Origin of the sequence: Cellulomonas fimi, from assembly GCF_028527925.1 — a bacterium.
Classification (GTDB): domain Bacteria; phylum Actinomycetota; class Actinomycetes; order Actinomycetales; family Cellulomonadaceae; genus Cellulomonas; species Cellulomonas fimi_C.
The window spans coordinates 16,633-33,467 of the sequence record NZ_JAPESW010000019.1 but is presented as its reverse complement, the minus strand read 5'-3'; the positions used below and the strand labels follow the sequence as shown (position 1 = coordinate 33,467).

Genomic DNA, 16,835 nt, shown 5'->3' with positions numbered 1-16,835 from the left:
CGGCGCGGGACCGGCGTGCTGCCACCGGTGTGACCGCAGGCCCCGTCCTTGCGCAGGTCACGGCCCCGATCCGGTGACGAGCACGTCACGATCCGGCCACATCCGGCCGTCCGCGTCACGATCCGGCCACCGCGCCCCCACGCCTCGTCGTCGCGCCCTAGCGTCACGGCCATGACCGCCACCCGGAACCGACGCTCCCCCCGCCGCTGGGCCGTCCTGGCCGCCTCGGTCGCGACCGCCGTCACGCTGCTGACCGCGTGCTCGGGCGGTGGCGCCGCCGACCAGGCCGCCGACGGCGCGCAGTCCGAGAGCGGGTCCGCGGGAGGCGACGCCGCGGCCGTCGACGCGGGTGTCGTGGCCCCGGGTGAGGTCGACGCCGCGGAGAGCGAGCGGCAGGTCGTCCAGACCGGCGTCGTGCGGCTCACGGTCGACGACCCGCGGACCGCCGCGGACGCGGTCGTCGACCTCGCGGAGCGCAGCGGCGGGCGCGTCGACGCGCGCTCGGAGCACGCCGCGTCGCAGGAGCAGGCGGGCTCGGCGTCGCTGACGATCCGCGTGCCCGCGGACGAGGTGTCGGCCACGGTCGACGCGCTGCGCGACCTGGGCCGGATCGACGAGATCGACCTCGACGCGCAGGACGTCACCGCCGCCGCGCAGGACCTCGACGCGCGCATCCGCGGGCTCGAGCTGTCGGTGGCCCGCATGTCGGACCTCCTCGCACGCACGACGACCACGGAGGACGTCGTGGCCGCGGAGAACGCGCTGACCGAGCGGCAGACGCGGCTCGAGGAGCTCCAGTCGCAGCGTGCACGCCTCGCCGACGCGGTCGCGCTGTCGACGCTCACGGTCGAGCTGGTGGGCCCGGGCGTCGTGCCGGCCGCGTCGCCGGGACCCACGTCCTTCGTCGGCGGCCTGGCCGTCGGCTGGCAGTCGTTCGTCGTGGCCCTCCGCGGGCTCCTCGTCGTCCTCGGCGTCCTGCTGCCGTGGCTCGCGTTCGCCGGTGCGGTCACCGCCGGGGTCGTCGCGGCCGCGCGCTGGCGCCGCCGCCGGCGGGGACCCCGGCCCGGTCCAGTCGGGCCCGCGGGACCGCCGTGGGCGGTCGCTCCCGCCGGTCCCGCACCGGCCGGGCCGCCCGCACCCGCGACGCGCGCCGCCGGGCCGGAGACGCCTCACCCGACGGCCGACACGACCCCGTAGCCGAGGGCCGCGGCCGCGACGGCCAGCACGAGCGTGAGCGCCGCGTTCGCGACCGCCAGCCGGTAGGCGCCCGCCTGCGCGAGCCGCACGGTCTCGAACACCGAGGTCGAGAACGTCGTGAAGCCGCCGCAGAACCCGGTCGCCGCGGCGAGGTAGACCGTCGCGGGGAGCAGGCCCTGCACGTGCGCCGACGCGAGCGCGCCGAGCACCGCCGAGCCGGTCACGTTGACCACGATGGTGGACACCGGCAGGTGCCGCGGCACGCGGGCCCGGATCTCGCCGTCGACGCCGAAGCGCAGCGCGGCGCCGAGTCCGCCGGCCAGCGCGACGAGCAGCAGCGTCACGCGGCGACCTCCCGGTGGCGCCGCGCACCGACGAGCACGCCCCCGGTGCACGCCGCGACGCCGAGCACGACGCTGCCGAGCGCGTAGGCGAGCGCGAGCCCGGTCCGCCCGTCGGCGAGCCGGTCGACGACCTCGAGCGCGAACGTCGAGTAGGTGGTGAAGCCGCCGAGGACGCCCGTCCCCAGGCCCAGCCGCGCGACCCGGCGGCGCCCGGTGTCCGGGCCGGACCGCGCGAGCGCCTCGAGCAGCAGACCGAGCAGGAACGCGCCGACGACGTTCTCGACGAGGGTCGCGACCGGGACGCCGCCCCGGTCGGGCACCGCGTGGGACAGGCCGTACCGCGCGAGCGTGCCGACGGCACCGCCGACGGCGACGACCACGACGAGCCACGGGTCGCGGTGGAGGTGCACGTCGTCACCCTACGGCGGCCCGCGCCTACCCTGACCCGGTGGCACTGACCATCGAGACCCGCACCGCCGCCGACATCACCGCCGCGGAGCTCTACGACCTCCTGCGCCTGCGCGTCGACGTGTTCGTCGTCGAGCAGGACTGCGCCTACCCGGAGCTCGACGGCCGCGACCTGCGGGACGACACCCTCCTCGTCTGGGCGCACGACGACGGCGAGCTGCTGGGCACGATCCGCGTCCTCGGCGTGCACGGCACCACGCCCGCCATCGGCCGTGTCGCGACGGCACCGGCGGCGCGCGGACGCGGGGTCGCGCGCGCGCTCCTCGAGCACGGCATCGGCCTGTGCCGGCCGGACGCCGAGATCCGCCTGGACGCCCAGGCGCACCTCGAGGACTGGTACGGACGCCTGGGTTTCGCGCGTGCGGGCGAGGACGACGACGAGGACGGCATCCCGCACGTCCCGATGGTGCGCACCCCGCGCTGACCTCGTCGTGCGGCGCGCGCGGGGCGACACCGTCGGTCGCCGCTGCGTCGGACGACGCGCATCGGGCGCCGCGCACCGTCGGGCGATGCACCACGACCCGGACGGGGCTCTTGCCGTCGCCCGTCCGGATTGTCATGCTCCTGGGACGGCGGTCCACCCCCTTCCGCCGCGCACGGCACCGGTCATCCGACAACGACGTAGGAGCCTCCCGTGGCACGTCACATCCGTTCGCCCCTCGCAGCACTCGCCGCGGCCGCCGCCGTGGTAGCGCTCTCACTCGTCTCAGCCGCGCCCGCGACGGCGCACGGCCGACCCGGACCCGGCCACGGCCCCGGCAGCCCGTCGTCGACCCGGCTCTACACGCCCCCGCCCAACGAGGGCGCCGTGGCGCAGATCAAGCAGCTCGTCAAGGACCGCCGGTACGCCGACGCCAAGGCGGTCACGAAGATGGTCGCGACGCCGCAGGCGGTCTGGTTCACGAGCGGCACCCCTAAGGAGGTGCGCAAGGCGGTCGAGAAGACGGTCAAGGGCGCCAGGCACCAGCGCGCGGTCCCGGTGATCGTGGCCTACAACCTGCCGTACCGGGACTGCTCGCAGTACTCCGCGGGCGGCGCGCTCGACACCGCGTCGTACCTCGCGTGGATCGACGGGCTCGCGAAGGGGATCGGCACGAGCGAGGCGATCGTCGTGCTCGAGCCCGACGGCCTCGGGATCATCCCCTGGTACACGTCCATCACCGGCGCGACCGAGTGGTGCCAGCCCGCCGAGGCCGACCCCGCGACGGCCGCGTCCGACCGGTTCGCGCAGCTCAACGGCGCGGTCGACCGGCTGTCCGCGCTGCCGAACGTGCGCCTGTACCTCGACGGCACGCACTCGGCGTGGCTCGGCGTCGGCGACGTCGCCGACCGGCTGCACAAGGCGGGCGTCGAGAAGGCCGACGGCTTCTTCCTCAACGTCTCCAACTACGAGCTGAGCGAGCGCCAGGCGAAGTTCGCGAGCTGGATCTCGCAGTGCCTCTGGTACGGCACGAACGACGCCGAGGGCGGCTGGCGGCTCGGGCACTTCGACTACTGCGCCAGCCAGTACTACCCGGCAGACCCGAACGACTTCAGCACGTGGGGCCTGACGGACCAGTGGTACGTCGAGAACGTCACGAACGCCGCCAACCCCCCGGCCGGGCCCGAGGTCCTCAAGCACGCCGTGGTCGACACCAGCCGCAACGGGCAGGGACCGTGGACGCCGCCCGCCGACCACCCCGAGGGCGACCCGCAGGTGTGGTGCAACCCGCCGGACCGCGGCCTCGGCCTGCGCCCGACGACGAGCACCGGCGACCCGTACGTCGACGCGTACCTCTGGATCAAGATCCCCGGCGAGTCCGACGGCCAGTGCACGCGCTGGGCTCCCGACGGCGGCATCGACCCGGTCCGCGGGTACGCCGACCCGGCCGCCGGCCAGTGGTTCCCGCAGATGGCGCTCGAGCTCGTGCACAACGCCAACCCGCCCCTGGGCGGTCACCGGAGCTGACCGTCGTCGCGTCCCACCCGGTCGCCGTTCCGGGTGCTGACGTCTGGACACCGGTGGCCCGGCCCCGGGACGCTGGCCGCATGGGCGTGACGCAGACGCCACCCTCCGCACCGGCCGCCACCGCGCCGTGGCGGTGGTCGCTCGCGGGCGTCGCGGCGCTGGGCCTCGGGGTCGCCGCCGCGCTCGCCGCATACGCCGACGCGCACCCCGGCGACGGCGCGTCGCTGCTGACGCTGTGGTTCAGCGGGATGCTGCAGCTCAAGGCCTGGTTCACCACGGCCGCGCTCGTGCTCGTCGTCGTGCAGGTGCTGTCCGCGCTCGCGATGTGGGGGCACCTGCCCGGCGTGCGCGGTGACGCGCCGGCCTCGGTCGCGCTGCTGCACCGGTGGAGCGGCGTCGTCGCGTTCCTGCTCACGCTGCCCGTCGCGTTCCAGTGCGTGTGGTCGCTGGGCTTCGAGGACGAGCCGTTGCGCGTCCTGGTGCACAGCGTCGCCGGGTGCCTGTTCTACGGCGCGTTCGCCGCCAAGATGCTCGCCCTGCGCCTCCCCCGGCTGCCGTCCGTCGTCGTGCCCGTCCTGGGCGCGTCGGTGGCGGCGCTCCTCGTCGTCGTGTGGTTCACGTCGGCGCTGTGGTTCTTCACCCAGCCCGGGCTGCCCCGGGTGTGACGGCGGAGGTGGGCGCGTGACGGACGGGACGTCCGAGGGGTACCGGCGGCGCGAGGTGCTCGAGGCGGTCGGCGTGACCGTGGCCGCGGGTGTCGTCGGGTTCGTCGGCATGTCCGCGCTCGCGCCGGCCGAGGGCGACGACGGCGACTACCCCGCCCCGGACGACGGCGACGCGCGCGACCGTGAGGGCGGCGGCGACGAGCCGGACGCCGTCGAGGGCGGGGACGCGAGCGACGACGGGGCCGTCCTCGCGGCGCTGTCCGACGTCCCCGACGGCGGCGCGCTCGTCCTGACCGACCGTCAGGTGGTGCTCGTGCGGGACGGCGACGACGTCGAGGCGTTCAGCGCGGTCTGCACGCACCAGGGCTGCCTGGTCGACGAGGTCGCGGACGGCGAGATCCGGTGCCCGTGCCACGGCAGCGCGTTCGACGCACGATCGGGCGACGTCGTGCGCGGGCCGGCGCAGCGCGCGCTGCCCGAGGTCGACGTCGACGTGCGGGACGGTCGGGTGGTGCTGCGGTGAGGCGCACGTTCTGGCAGCGGCTGCCGACGCTCGTGTGGCTCGCGGGCGTCGGGCTCGTCGTCGGTGCGGCGCTCGCGTCGCTCCTGCTCGACTGAACCGTCCGCGTCGTCGGGACCGCCCGCCGACCCCATCCCGGTTGCGACCCGCGCGCGCCCGAAGCACCGTGGTGGCACGTCCGGAGGCGGGCAGACCGGCACACCGGAAGGTCGAGCCATGCGCCCCGTCGTCCACCCCCACGGCACCGCCCTCGAGCACCGCGTCCCGACGCGGCACGCGCGCACGCTCGCGGTGGCCCTGGTCGCGCTGCTCCTCGGCCTCGCCGGCGCGCTCGCGCTGACCGGGCTCACCGCGCAGGCGTCGCTCGCCGCGACCGACGACCCGTCGGTCGAGCAGCCCGGCACGCTCCCGTCGGTCGACGAGACGCCGAGCACGACCGACCCCAGCCCGGAACCGACGAAGACCTACGGCGAGGGCGGCGCCGGCCCGCACCAGGAGTCCGGCGAGGACCAGCTGGGCCCCCTCACACCGGGGCGGACGTTCGCGATCCTCGGGATCATCGCCGCGACGCTCGCGATCGTCGTGGTGATCGCCGTGCGGTCGCGCCGCGGGCGGAACGACGCGTACGGCGGCGGTCGCGGCGGGGCCGACCACCCGGCCTGACCCTCCGACGTGCGCGTCCGCCGGGCCCCCCGCATGCTGGGAGGACGTCCAGCCGCGGCGTCCAGGGCCTCGGCAGCGACGAGCTTCGTGCCGGGCGCACCCCGGAGGAGCACCCCATGACCGACTCTTCGCGTCCCACCGCGTCGGCTCGCCGACGCGAGCCGCACCAGTACCTCGCCCTCGTGATCGGCGTCGTGTACCTGGCCGTCGGCCTCGTCGGCTTCGCCGTCACCGGGTTCGACGGCTTCACCGAGCACGACCACTCGCAGACCCTGCTGGGCTTCGCGATCAACCCGCTGCACAACATCGTGCACATCATCATCGGCCTGCTCGGCATCGCGCTGTGGTCGACGCCGGCCCGCGCGCGGACGTACGGCTGGATCCTCGCCGTGGGGTACGGGGCGACCTTCGTCTACGGCCTGGTCGTCGTGAACAACCCCGACGCGAACGTCCTCAACATCAACGGTGCCGACAACGGGCTGCACCTCGTGAGCGCGCTCGCCGGCCTCGCCATCGCGCTGTGGCCCGCGCGCGACCGCACGGCCGCCGCCCGACGGTGACCGCGCTCGTCGGCGGCGTCGGCGGGGCCCTGGGTGGCCTCGCCGACGTCGCCGGGCGTCGCACCGGCCGCCGGCCGCTGCACCCGCGCGGCATCGTGCTGCCCGCCTCGCTGCGGATCGGCGACGACCCCGACGCGCCGGGCGCGGTCGAGGCGTTCAGCGGTCCCGCGGTCGTGCGCCTCTCGCGCGCCGCCGGGCTCCCCCGCCCCTGGCCCGACGTGCACGGCCTCGCGGTGCGCTGGGAGCGGGGCGGGCGCGCCGAGTCGCTGCTGCTCTCCGGCACCGGGACGGGTTCGCTGAGCCGGTTCCTGCTCGCGCCGCGCCGCCGCGTCGTCGACGGACCCTTCACGACCCTCATGCCGTTCCGCACGCCTGACGGTCCGGTGGTCCTCGCCGCCAAGCCCACCGCGCGGCCCGACGGCGGCCTCGACGTCCTGCTGCTGTCGTCGCGCCTGCGCGGGCCCTGGTACCGCTGGGGCGTGCTGCACGTCGACGCCCCGAGCGCGGCGGCGAGCGACGACGTCGTGCGGTTCGACCCCGTGCTCGACTGCCCGAGCGGCCTCGCGACCTACCGCTGGGCCGCGGCGCTGCGGCGGCCCGCCTACCGGCACGCCCGTCGGGCCGCACCCGACCCGGGGAGCCTCCCGTGGTGAGCGGCGTCGACACCACGCTCGTCGCGGACGGCGTCGTCCGGCTGCACGCGGCGGCCACCGAGTGCTACGTCGTGCGCGGCAAGGGCGGCGTGCTGCTGGTCGACGCGGGCCTGCCGGCGATGTGGCTCGCGGTCGACGAGGCCGTCCGAATGCTCGGCGCGGGTCCGCGCGACGTGAAGGCGCTCGTGCTCACGCACGGCCACTTCGACCACGTCGGGTTCGCGCGTCGGGCCGTGTCGACCCTCGGCGTCGACGTCTGGGCGCACGAGGCCGACGCGCGGATCGTGGCGCACCCGTACCGCTACGCGCACGGTCGACCGCGTTCCTGGTACCCGCTGCGCCATCCGCGCAGCATCCCCGTGCTCACCGCGATGGCCGCCAAGGGAGCGCTCCGGGTGCACGGCGTGCGGACGACGCACCCGGTCCGGTCCGACGGCGTCCTCGACGTGCCCGCCCGACCGCACGCGATCCACACGCCCGGCCACACGGACGGCCACCTGGTGCTGCACCTGCCGGACCGCGGGCTCCTGTTCACCGGCGACGCGCTCGTCACCCTCGACCCGTACACCGGGCGCACGGGCCCGCGGGTCGTCGCGCGCGCGGGCACGGCCGACGCCGAGGCGGCGCTCGCGTCGCTCGACCGGCTGCCCATCGGCGTGCACACGATCCTGCCGGGGCACGGCGACCCGTGGACGGGAGACGTGCGGGAGGCGGTCCGGCAGGCCCGCGCGGCCGGGGTCCCCTGACGCTCCCCCGGTTGCGGCCCCCTGCACGGCGGTTACCGTCGAGAAGGTCGCGCCGTCGCGCGGCACGAGCACCGGCGCAAGCAGCTCGTCGGCGCCCCCGGGTCCGCCCGAGGGGGCACCGTCCCTGGTCGTGCTCCCCGGCACCCGGTCCACCAGCCGCCCTCCGCGCGGCCGGACAAGGCAGGGGTCGAAGATGTTCCTCCACCGTCAGACGTTGCAGCACCAGGCCAAGCCCGACGCACCCGACGCGGTCTACGCGCGCAAGCTCCAGGAGGTGCTCGGGGGCCAGTACGGCGAGATCACCGTCGCCATGCAGTACGCGTTCCAGTCCTGGAACATCCACGTGCCGGGCAAGTACCGCGACCTGCTGTACGGCATCGGGACCGAGGAGTTCGGGCACGTCGAGATGCTCGCGACGATGATCGCGCAGCTGCTCGAGAAGGCGCCGCTCGGGATCACCAAGGACGCGATCCAGGGCGACCCGACCGTCGCGGCCGTGATCGGCGGCACCGACCTCCAGCAGGCGATCGTCGCGGGTGCGGGCGCGCGTCCCGTCGACTCGATGGGCAACCCGTGGCAGGGCAGCTACGTGACCGCGAGCGGCAACCTGCTGGCCGACTTCACGGCCAACGCGAACGCCGAGATGCAGGGCCGTCTGCAGGTCGCCCGGCTCTACCACATGACCGACGACCACGGCGTGCGCGACCTGCTCGCGTTCCTGCTGGCGCGGGACACCATGCACCAGAACCAGTGGCTCGCCGCCGCGGCCGAGCTGCGCGAGGAGGGCGCCGAGGAGCTGCCCGTGCCGAGCAACTTCCCGCTGTCCAAGGAGGACCGCGACGTGTCCTACCAGTACATCAACTTCTCCGACGGCGAGGCCGCGTCGGAGGGCTCGTGGGCGTCGGGCCCCACGCCGGACGGCAAGGGCGAGTTCACGTACGTCGCCGAGCCGCCCGAGGGTGTCCCGATGCCCGCGCCCACCCGCCCCGACGCCCGCTTCTACGGCACGACGGACCTGCCGAACGCGGTCGAGAAGATCGCCGGGCGCGTGCAGGACAAGCTCCACCGGGAGTGACGTCACCCGGCTGGGGGGTCCCGCCGCGGACCCCTCAGCCGGTTCCCGGCCCTGCCGATGGGGTCGGTGTCGGCACGTGTCACCGCGCCGGCGCCAGGACCAGCACCACCGGGACGGACCGACCATGCACGACCTCGAACGATGCGCGCTCACGGTGCGCGACCGCTCCACCGTGGTCGAGGGGTACGTCGCCGCGTTCGACGGCGAGACCATGACGGTCGCGGCCGAGCACGGGGTCGTCCCCGGCGGGGTGCGGCCCGGCGACGACGTCCAGGTGCTCGTGCTCGACGAGGTGCGCGGCGAGGTCCGCTACGTCGCCGCGGTGGCCCGCGTGGGGGCGTCGACGGTCGCGCTCACCGACCTCGAGCTCGTCTCGATGCTGCAGAAGCGGCAGGGCGCGCGCGTCCGGACCCTCCAGCTGTGCACGGGGGTCGCGACCGGCCCCGACGGCACCGGCCCGGGTCGGCCGATCTCGTTCGTGGTCGTCGACATCAGCGCGCACGGCATGCGGATCTCGACGACGTCGACGCTCGCGGTGCACGACCACGTCGCGTTCGAGTTCCCGACGGGGCGCGGCTCGGTCAAGCTCGACGCCGAGGTGCTGCGGACGCAGCGGACGAGCACCGGCGGCACGCAGTACGGGTGCCGGTTCGCGGGTATCCGCGAGAGCGACGTCGACGCCCTGTTCCGGTTCGTGCTGCGGACGCAGGGCGCGCAGCGGCGCATGCGCCTCGACGCCTGACCCGCTCCGGCCGGAGCCCGGACAGGGCGCCGGTCGCCCGCTCCCCTCAGGCCGTCGCCGGCTCGGTGGTCGGCTCTGCCGCCGCCTCGGCCGCCTCGCGCCGCAGCCGCCGCCGCTCGCCCCGCCGCTCGAACAGCGTGTAGAGGACCGGCACCACGACGAGCGTCAGCAGCGTCGAGCTCACGAGGCCGCCGATGACGACGAGCGCGAGCGGCTGCGAGATGAACGAGCCGCCGCCCGTGATCCCGATCGCCATGGGCGTGAGCGCGAAGATCGTCGCCGCAGCCGTCATGACGATGGGCCGCAGACGCTTGCGCGCACCCTCCGCGACCGCGTCGGCGAGGGGCCGTCCCCGCTCGCGGTACTGGTTGATGAGGTCGATGAGCACGATCGCGTTCGACACGACGATGCCGATGAGCATGAGGAGGCCGATGAGGGCCGGCACGCCGAGCGGCGTCGACGTCACGAGCAGCGCGATCAGCGCACCCGTCGCCGCGAACGGCACCGACACCAGCAGGATCAGCGGCTGCACGAGGCTGCGGAACGTGGCGACCATGACGAGGTAGACGATCGCGATCGCGACGAGCATCGCGAGGCCCAGGTCGGCGAACGCGTCGGCCTGGTCGGCGGCGACACCACCGACCTCGACGGTCGCGCCCGGCGGCAGGTCGAGCCCGTCGACCTCGGCGGTCAGCGCGGCCGTGAGGGCGCCGACGTCCTGGCCGGACGGCTTGACCGAGACGGTCGCGCTCCGCTCGCCGTCGACGCGCGTCACCGACGTCGGGACCTCGACCTCCTGCACGCGCGCGACCTGCGTGAGCGGCACCGGCCCGGCGGCGGTCGGCACGACGAGCGCCTCGACCTCCGCGACCGTCGTCGGCGCGTCGCCGACGGACACCTCGACACCCACCGGTCCCTCCCCCAGGTCCACCGTGCCGATGGGGCTCGGAGCCATGAGCGAGGCCACCGTGCCGGACACGGCCGTCTCGGTGAGGCCGACCGCCGCGGCGGCGTCGCGGTCGACGACGACCTGCACGACGCGCTGGTCGCTCGCGAGGTTGTTCGTCACCTCGGCGACGCCGTCGACGTCGCGCACGGCCTCCTCGACCTGCGCGGCCGCGTCGGCGAGCACCTCGGTGTCGGTCGCCCGCACGACGAGGTCGACCGTGCTGCTCCCGAACCCGGAGTCGCCGCCGGCGACCGTGATGCCCGTGGACGGCGCCTCCGACAGCCCCTCGACGGCGTCACGGACGGCGTCCTGCGCGGCCACGCCGTCGGCGTCGGGGTCCAGCGTCACCGCGAACGTCGCCTGCGGGGTCGCGCCCCCGCCGAAGAACGCGGCCGTTGCGGCGTCCGCGGTGCCGACCGTCGTCTGCACGGTCTCGACGTCGTCGAGCCCGAGCAGCGCGCCCTCGACCTCGCGCGCCGCCTCGTCCTGGGCGGCGAGCGTCGTGCCCGGCTCGAACGACTGCGTGACGGTCAGCGTGTCCTGCCCCGAGTCGCCGATGAAGTTCGTCTCCAGGCGCGGGACGAGCGCGAGCGTGCCGCCGAGCACGGCGACCGCGACCAGCAGCGTGAGCACCGGGTGGCGCAGCGACGCGGCGAGCGTCGGGACGTACGCGCGCTGCCAGACGCCGCGGCGCTCCTTCTCCTCGGCGCGCGCCCGGACCTCGGCCGCGTCGGCGACGCTCCCTGTCGGGGCCGTGATGAACCAGTACGCGAGCACCGGGACGATGCTGAGCGCGACCAGCAGCGACGCGCCCATCGCGATCGCGACGGTGAGCGCGAACGGCCGGAACAGCTCGCCGACCATGCCCCCGACCAGGGCGATCGGCAGGAAGACCGCGACCGTCGACACCGTCGAGGCGGTGATCGCGCCCCCGACCTCGCGCACCGCGGTGAGGATCGCCTCGCGCTTGCCCTCCCCGTACGACAGGTGCCTCTTGATGTTCTCGATGACGACGATCGAGTCGTCGACCACCCGGCCGATCGCGATCGTCATCGCGCCCAGCGTGAGGATGTTGAGGGTGTAGCCCGTGACGTTCATGACGACGAACGTGACGAGCAGCGACAGGGGGATCGAGATCGCCGACACGAGCGTCGAGCGCAGCGACGCGAGGAAGAGCAGGATCACGACGACCGCGAACAGCAGGCCGAGCAGCCCCTCGGTGGCGAGCCCCTCGATGGACTCCTCGATGAAGGGCGCCTGGTCGAACACGACCGCGACGCGCACGCCGTCGGCGTCGAGCTGCTCGCCGAGGTCGTCGAGCACGTCCTGCACCGCGTGCGACACCTCGACGGTGTTGCCCGCGGGCGTCTTCGTGACGGCGACGCCCAGCGACGGCGCGCCGTCGAGGCGCGAGTACGACGTCGCGGGCGCCGGACCCGCCTCCACCGTCGCCACGTCGCCGAGCGCCACGACGGCACCCGTCGCGCTGGTCAGCGGGAGCGCGGCGAGGTCGTCGACGCTCGTGATCGGCGAGCCGATCTGCACGCTCAGCTCCGTGTCGCCGTCCGCGACCGTGCCCGCGGGGACCACCACGCCGTTGTCCTGCAGGACGGTCGTCACCTGCGCGGGCGACAGGCCGGCCGCGGCCATCGCCGCGACGTCGAGGTCGACCAGCACCTCCTGGTCCGCGATGCCCGACACCGCGACGCTGCGCACGTCGGCGACCTGCTCGAGCCGCGGCTGCAGGACGTCGGTGACGAACGACGCGAGGTCGTCCTGCGACGACCCGCCCGACACCGCGAGCTGGACGACCGGCAGGTCGTCGATCGACCCCGTGACGACCTGCGGCTCGACCACGGACGGGAGCTGGCGCTGGATCCGGTTGACCGCGCTCGCGAGCTGCTGGCTCGCGAGGTCCATGTCGGTGCCGTAGGTGAACTCGACGGTCGTGACGGACAGGCCGGTCGACGACGTCGACGTGACCTCCTCGACCTTGTCGACGCCCTTCGCCGCCGTCTCGACCGGCACGGTTACCTGGTCCTCGACGATCTGCGGCGCCGACCCCGGGTACACACCCACGACGACGGCGGTCGGGATCTGCAGCGACGGGATGAGCTCCTGACGCAGCGACCCGAGGCTCACCACCCCGAACACCGCGACGGCGACGGTCATCAGCGCGACGACCGCGCGGTTAGCGAGCGACAGCCTGGCCAGACGGTCCACGGGGCTTCCTCCCGGGTCGTGCGGGCACGCGCCGAGGACGGCGGCGCGCGGGATCTGGTCCGCACCCTAGGCGCGGCCCGCCTCACCAACGAACGACACCCGCGACGAGTTGCCGTGACCTGCGGCACCCACCAGCCTGGGCGCGTGGACGACGAGCGCACCGTGCTGCACCGCTACCTCCAGAGCGCGCGCGACGCGCTGGTCTGGAAGCTCGACGGGCTCGACGAACGTGACGTGCGGCTCCCCCGCACCCCGACGGGCACCAACCTGCTCGGCCTCGTGAAGCACGCCGCCGGGGTCGAGATCGGGTACTTCGGCGAGACGTTCGACCGCGACTTCCCGGGGCTGGCCGAGCTGGGCTGGTACCTCGACGAGACGACGCCCAACCTCGACATGTACGCGACGGCCGACGAGTCCGTCGAGGACGTCGTCGGCCTGTACCGCCGGGTGTGGGCCTTCGCCGACGAGCTGATCCTGTCCGCACCGCTCGACACCCCGGGGCGCGTCGCGTGGTGGCCCGAGCACCGCAACCCGGTGTCGCTGCGGCTCGTGGTCGTGCACGTGACGAACGACCTCGCGCGGCACGCCGGGCACGCCGACATCCTGCGCGAGCAGGCGGACGGCGCCGCGGGGCTGCGCGTCGACAACAGCAACCTGCCCGGCATGACGGCCGACGAGTGGGCGGCCTACGTCGCGGAGCTCCAGCGCATCGCGGACGCCGCGGGTCGCTGACGCCCCGGCGACGCCGCGCGCGACGGTCGGCGCCCGGTCAGGAGCCGGAACCCGCGCGTCCCGCGACGACGAGGGTCCGCACCGACGACTCGACCTGCACGGGCGTCCGTCCGAAGGGCCGGCCCCACGTGACGAGCCGGTCGACGTACCGCCCGTAGTCGTCGGGGTGACCGTCGCGCAGCGGCAGGTCGGCGTCCGTCGCGAGCCACGCGCGCACGTCGTCGTCGAGCACCGGCACCGCGTGCGGCGCGTAGGGGTCACGGCGCGCGGACGCGAAGTGCAGCCACGCCGTGAGCCCTGCGGGCGCCAGTCCGTGCAGCCGGTGCTCCACGATCCGCCGGTGCGCGGACCGGGCGGCGTCGCCCGCCACGCTCCCGGCGGGAGCGGGCGCCGTCGGCGCGTCGGGCCCCGTGCCGGCGGGCGAGGTCGCGTCGCGGGCGGTGCCCACCGCGTCGTCGAGCGCCGCGACGACCTCCGGCCTCACCTCGGTCGGGCGACGCCGGCCACCGAGCACCGTCGCCGTGCGGTACGGGCCGTCGTGGGCGGTCCCGTACGCCCACACCATGGCCGCGACGAACGCGGGCACCGTGCGGCCGCGCTCGAGCTCCTCGTGCACCAGCGCGGCGGCGTCCTCGCGGTCGACCGCGTCGTCGACGTCGGGGAGCCGGAACTCCGGTCCCATCCGGTCGGCCCACTGCCGCCAGTGCGCGCGGTGCCAGCGGACGGGCGGTGCGGGCTCGAACGTCGTCGTGAGCAGGGCGTGGAGCGCCACGGGCACGGTCGTCATGGGGGCATCGTGGCACCGTCACGGCCCCGTCTGACCAGTCCTGGGTCCCGATGTCCGCCCGGAGCGCGACCGGATGGAGAACGTTGTCACCCGGACGACTGAATCCTGCCGGTTCGGGCGGTCCGGTCCGGTCCCCGCGGCGCCTCTCCCCGTCCGGCGTCCCAGATCCCGGCGGGCCGGTGGCGCGTCCGCCGCGGACTCAGCGGCGCAGGAGACGCAGCCCGACGACCCGCGGCGTGCGCCCGCCCCCGACCGCTTGGACCCGCACGCTCCGTCCCTGACTGCCGGGCGCCGCCACCGCGCGGCCATCTCCGACCGCCGGACCGCCACCGGCGTCCGACGCAGCGCCCGTGGCCGGCGCGAGGTCGAGCTCGACGTGGCGCAGCCCCGCACCTGCGGGCGCGGTCACCGTCCCGACGCGCGTGCCGTCGACCACCACGTCCGCCGCGCCGTCGACGTCACCGCCGCGCAGGGTCACGCGCAGGACGTCCGCCGACGCCGCCGGGTCCGCGAGCACGTAGCCGAACCACCCGTCCGCGGCCCGCCACCGCACGCCGTCGGTCGCGCCGGTCCACGTGCCGTCGCCGGTGAACGCGTGCTCGACCTCGGGCTGCTGCCGGCCGCACGCCACGTCGTCGACGGTGCGCGCCGCGAGCGACAGGTCGTCGGACTCGGCCGCGGCGAGCGCGGCACGCCGCTCGCTCGCCGTCCCCGGCGCGGCGAGCGGGAAGTAGAGCGTGTACCGGGCGTCGTGGAGCGCGTGGAACGGCTCGAGCGCGAGCGGTCCGCGATCGGTGTCGAGGCGGAACGTCATGCCGTCGAGCGGGCCGTGGACCTGGTCGGCGCCGTCGGCGGCGGACTCCACCACCGGTGCGCCCGCGAGCGCGTGCAACGGTCCGGACGCCACGTGACCCATGCGCGAGCCGTCGGCCCGCAGACCGGGAAGGTCGTCCGTGCCGCCGCGCGCGGCCAGGACGACGGGCCCGTACCGGAAGGCGGCCCAGTCGGACCCGTCGGGCAGCCGCTCGGCCTCGACGCGGGCCGTGACCCGCCAGGTCAGGAGGTCGCCGTCGTCCCACGTGCGGCGCACCGCGACGTACGGGCCGGGTCCGGGCTCGACGGGCACACGTACGCCGCCGACCGCGAGCTCGAGGTCGCCCACGGCCCACGACGGGCGGCGCACGTGCACCGTGAAGGTCTGCGTCGCTGGCAGGTCGAGTCGCAGCGTCACCTCGCCGCCGGTCGACAGGTCGGGGAGATCGCTGGTCAGCGTCACGACGGCGCCGCGCGCTGCCCAGCGGGCCCGCACGGGGACGGCGACGTTCACGAGCAGGTCGTCGCCCTCGTCGGGCGCGGCTGCCGGCTGCGTGCCGAGCGCGAGCTCGCCGAGCCGCGCGTACGTCTCGAGCCCCGTGCCGACGCAGCACCAGAACCCCACCTCGGGCTGCGAGTAGACGCGATAGTGGTCGGGCCGCGCGGGCGTGAAGTACACGAACCCGCCGTCGGGGTGCTGCGCGGACAGCACGTGGTTGACGAGCGCACGCTCGGCGAAGTCGAGCAGCACGGGGTCCGGGTCCGTGCGCAGGAGCCGCCGGACGAGCTCGAGCATGTTCGCGGTGTTGCACGACTCCGGACCCTCGGGCGACGTGAGCGCGCCGCGGAAGTCGTCGACGGGGTGGAAGTGCTCGGACACGGAGTCGCCGCCGAACACGAGCGACCGCCGCCGCACGACGCTGTCGGCGAACGCCCGCGCGGCGCGGTCCCAGCCGCCGTCGGGGGCGGACTCCGCGAGCGCGGCCCAGCCGACGACCTTCGCGATCTGCGTGTTGGCATGCAGGCCGTCGAGCGCGTCGCGGCCGTCGAGCAGCGGGTCGAGCAGCGTGCGGTCGGCGAACCGCACCGCCATGGCCCGCAGGTCGGAGCGTCCGGTGAGGTCGGCGAGGTCCGCGAACGCCTCGCACATGCCGCCGAACTCGGTGCGCAGCATCGCGGCGAACTGGTCGTCGTCGAGCCCGGCGGCGACGGGCAGCCACCAGTCGGCGAACCGCACCGCGACGTCGCGTGCGCGCGACGCGGTCGGCTCGGGCGCGTACCGGGCGGCGTCGACCAGCCCGGCCACGGTCTTGTGCAGGTTGTACCAGGGCACCCACGCACCGTTGAGCCCGAAGGAGTCGGCCGACAGGTCGCCCGCCGCGATCCGCTCGAACAGCGCGACGCCGTGCGGCACGCCCCCGACGTACCCCGTGCCGAGCGCGTCCTGGCACACGGCGAGCCCGTCGACCAGGTCCGCGGCGAACCGGGCGGCGCGCTCGTCACCCGTGGCCGCCCACAGCAGGCTCGCGGCCGAGAGCGCGTGCCCGCCGACGTGCCCGTCGAGGCCCATCGACTCCCAGTTGCCGTACGGCTCGGCGACGCGCGGCAGCCCGGCCTCGCGGCGGTAGGGCGCGAGCAGGCGCTGCGGGTCGTGGCGCAGCAGGTACGCGAGGTCGGTCTGCTGGGCCGCGCGGAACGGGCCGTCGAGCAGGCGGACGTCGGACAGCGGGAGGAGATCCACGGGTGCTCC

The 16,835-nt window shown here is 75.3% G+C and carries 17 protein-coding genes; 12 read left to right on the top strand and 5 right to left on the bottom strand.

The window, feature by feature from the left end; translation table 11 throughout:
• Window positions 1-171 precede the first annotated feature (171 nt).
• Window positions 172-1,197 carry a DUF4349 domain-containing protein gene (locus OMK64_RS10715; protein WP_272728254.1) on the top strand — a complete coding sequence of 342 codons (1,026 nt, stop codon included), beginning with the start codon at window positions 172-174 and terminating at the stop codon, window positions 1,195-1,197.
• On the opposite strand, the gene OMK64_RS10710 is transcribed toward OMK64_RS10715, so the two are convergent.
• Both OMK64_RS10710 and OMK64_RS10705 read right to left on the bottom strand, forming a co-directional pair.
• Window positions 1,170-1,541 carry a fluoride efflux transporter FluC gene (locus tag OMK64_RS10710; RefSeq protein ID WP_272728252.1) on the bottom strand — a complete coding sequence of 124 codons (372 nt, stop codon included), beginning with the start codon at window positions 1,539-1,541 and terminating at the stop codon, window positions 1,170-1,172. The genes OMK64_RS10715 and OMK64_RS10710 overlap by 28 nt on opposite strands.
• The gene (locus OMK64_RS10705) at window positions 1,538-1,951 is read right to left on the bottom strand and encodes a CrcB family protein (RefSeq protein ID WP_272728251.1); all 414 of its coding nucleotides are present in this window, start codon (window positions 1,949-1,951) and stop codon (window positions 1,538-1,540) included. Before OMK64_RS10705 ends, OMK64_RS10710 begins: the two co-directional genes overlap by 4 nt.
• Before the next feature lie 38 nt (window positions 1,952-1,989).
• On the opposite strand from OMK64_RS10705, the gene OMK64_RS10700 reads away from it, so the two are divergent.
• From OMK64_RS10700 to OMK64_RS10655, 10 genes are all read left to right on the top strand, one after another.
• A complete protein-coding gene (locus OMK64_RS10700; protein WP_272728250.1) occupies window positions 1,990-2,433 on the top strand; it encodes a GNAT family N-acetyltransferase in 444 nt (147 codons plus the stop codon).
• Between the two features lie 210 nt (window positions 2,434-2,643).
• On the top strand, window positions 2,644-3,957 hold the full coding sequence (locus OMK64_RS10695; RefSeq protein ID WP_272728247.1) for a glycoside hydrolase family 6 protein: 1,314 nt from the start codon (window positions 2,644-2,646) through the stop codon (window positions 3,955-3,957).
• Between the two features lie 80 nt (window positions 3,958-4,037).
• A complete protein-coding gene (locus tag OMK64_RS10690; protein ID WP_272728246.1) occupies window positions 4,038-4,622 on the top strand; it encodes a DUF6529 family protein in 585 nt (194 codons plus the stop codon).
• Window positions 4,623-4,638: 16 nt separating this feature from the next.
• The gene (locus OMK64_RS10685) at window positions 4,639-5,145 is read left to right on the top strand and encodes a Rieske (2Fe-2S) protein (RefSeq protein ID WP_272728243.1); all 507 of its coding nucleotides are present in this window, start codon (window positions 4,639-4,641) and stop codon (window positions 5,143-5,145) included.
• A 213-nt stretch (window positions 5,146-5,358) separates the two neighbouring features.
• Window positions 5,359-5,805 (top strand): hypothetical protein, encoded by a 447-nt coding sequence (locus OMK64_RS10680; RefSeq protein ID WP_272728241.1) that lies wholly within the window; start codon window positions 5,359-5,361, stop codon window positions 5,803-5,805.
• Window positions 5,806-5,921: 116 nt separating this feature from the next.
• Complete coding sequence (locus tag OMK64_RS10675; protein ID WP_272728239.1) at window positions 5,922-6,365, top strand: DUF4383 domain-containing protein; 444 nt, start codon at window positions 5,922-5,924, stop codon at window positions 6,363-6,365.
• A complete protein-coding gene (locus OMK64_RS10670; protein WP_272728237.1) occupies window positions 6,326-7,018 on the top strand; it encodes a hypothetical protein in 693 nt (230 codons plus the stop codon). The genes OMK64_RS10675 and OMK64_RS10670 overlap by 40 nt, the downstream gene beginning before the upstream one ends.
• Window positions 7,015-7,764 carry an MBL fold metallo-hydrolase gene (locus tag OMK64_RS10665; protein WP_272728235.1) on the top strand — a complete coding sequence of 250 codons (750 nt, stop codon included), beginning with the start codon at window positions 7,015-7,017 and terminating at the stop codon, window positions 7,762-7,764. The genes OMK64_RS10670 and OMK64_RS10665 overlap by 4 nt, the downstream gene beginning before the upstream one ends.
• 193 nt (window positions 7,765-7,957) lie before the next feature.
• Complete coding sequence (locus tag OMK64_RS10660; protein WP_272728232.1) at window positions 7,958-8,839, top strand: manganese catalase; 882 nt, start codon at window positions 7,958-7,960, stop codon at window positions 8,837-8,839.
• Window positions 8,840-8,963: 124 nt separating this feature from the next.
• Window positions 8,964-9,581, top strand: a complete 618-nt coding sequence (locus OMK64_RS10655) for a PilZ domain-containing protein (RefSeq protein WP_272728230.1) — start codon at window positions 8,964-8,966, stop codon at window positions 9,579-9,581.
• 46 nt (window positions 9,582-9,627) lie between these two features.
• Here the strand turns inward: OMK64_RS10655 and OMK64_RS10650 are convergent, their stop codons facing one another.
• Entirely contained in the window at window positions 9,628-12,753 is a 3,126-nt protein-coding gene (locus OMK64_RS10650) for an efflux RND transporter permease subunit (RefSeq protein WP_272728227.1), read from the bottom strand.
• A 144-nt stretch (window positions 12,754-12,897) separates the two neighbouring features.
• Between OMK64_RS10650 and OMK64_RS10645 the strand changes: the two genes are divergently transcribed.
• Window positions 12,898-13,485 carry a DinB family protein gene (locus OMK64_RS10645; RefSeq protein ID WP_272728225.1) on the top strand — a complete coding sequence of 196 codons (588 nt, stop codon included), beginning with the start codon at window positions 12,898-12,900 and terminating at the stop codon, window positions 13,483-13,485.
• A 37-nt stretch (window positions 13,486-13,522) separates the two neighbouring features.
• Here the strand turns inward: OMK64_RS10645 and OMK64_RS10640 are convergent, their stop codons facing one another.
• Both OMK64_RS10640 and OMK64_RS10635 read right to left on the bottom strand, forming a co-directional pair.
• Window positions 13,523-14,272 (bottom strand): 8-oxoguanine DNA glycosylase OGG fold protein, encoded by a 750-nt coding sequence (locus tag OMK64_RS10640; RefSeq protein ID WP_272728222.1) that lies wholly within the window; start codon window positions 14,270-14,272, stop codon window positions 13,523-13,525.
• A gap of 199 nt (window positions 14,273-14,471) precedes the next feature.
• Entirely contained in the window at window positions 14,472-16,826 is a 2,355-nt protein-coding gene (locus tag OMK64_RS10635) for a beta-L-arabinofuranosidase domain-containing protein (RefSeq protein WP_272728220.1), read from the bottom strand.
• Window positions 16,827-16,835 lie beyond the last annotated feature (9 nt).

Coding starts and splice junctions, on each gene's coding strand:
- OMK64_RS10690 (WP_272728246.1), top strand. CDS start 4,038: ATGGGCGTGACGCAGACGCCACCCTCCGCACCGGCCGCCACCGCGCCG.
- OMK64_RS10655 (WP_272728230.1), top strand. CDS start 8,964: ATGCACGACCTCGAACGATGCGCGCTCACGGTGCGCGACCGCTCCACC.
- OMK64_RS10675 (WP_272728239.1), top strand. CDS start 5,922: ATGACCGACTCTTCGCGTCCCACCGCGTCGGCTCGCCGACGCGAGCCG.
- OMK64_RS10715 (WP_272728254.1), top strand. CDS start 172: ATGACCGCCACCCGGAACCGACGCTCCCCCCGCCGCTGGGCCGTCCTG.
- OMK64_RS10680 (WP_272728241.1), top strand. CDS start 5,359: ATGCGCCCCGTCGTCCACCCCCACGGCACCGCCCTCGAGCACCGCGTC.
- OMK64_RS10640 (WP_272728222.1), bottom strand. CDS start 14,272: ATGACGACCGTGCCCGTGGCGCTCCACGCCCTGCTCACGACGACGTTC.
- OMK64_RS10660 (WP_272728232.1), top strand. CDS start 7,958: ATGTTCCTCCACCGTCAGACGTTGCAGCACCAGGCCAAGCCCGACGCA.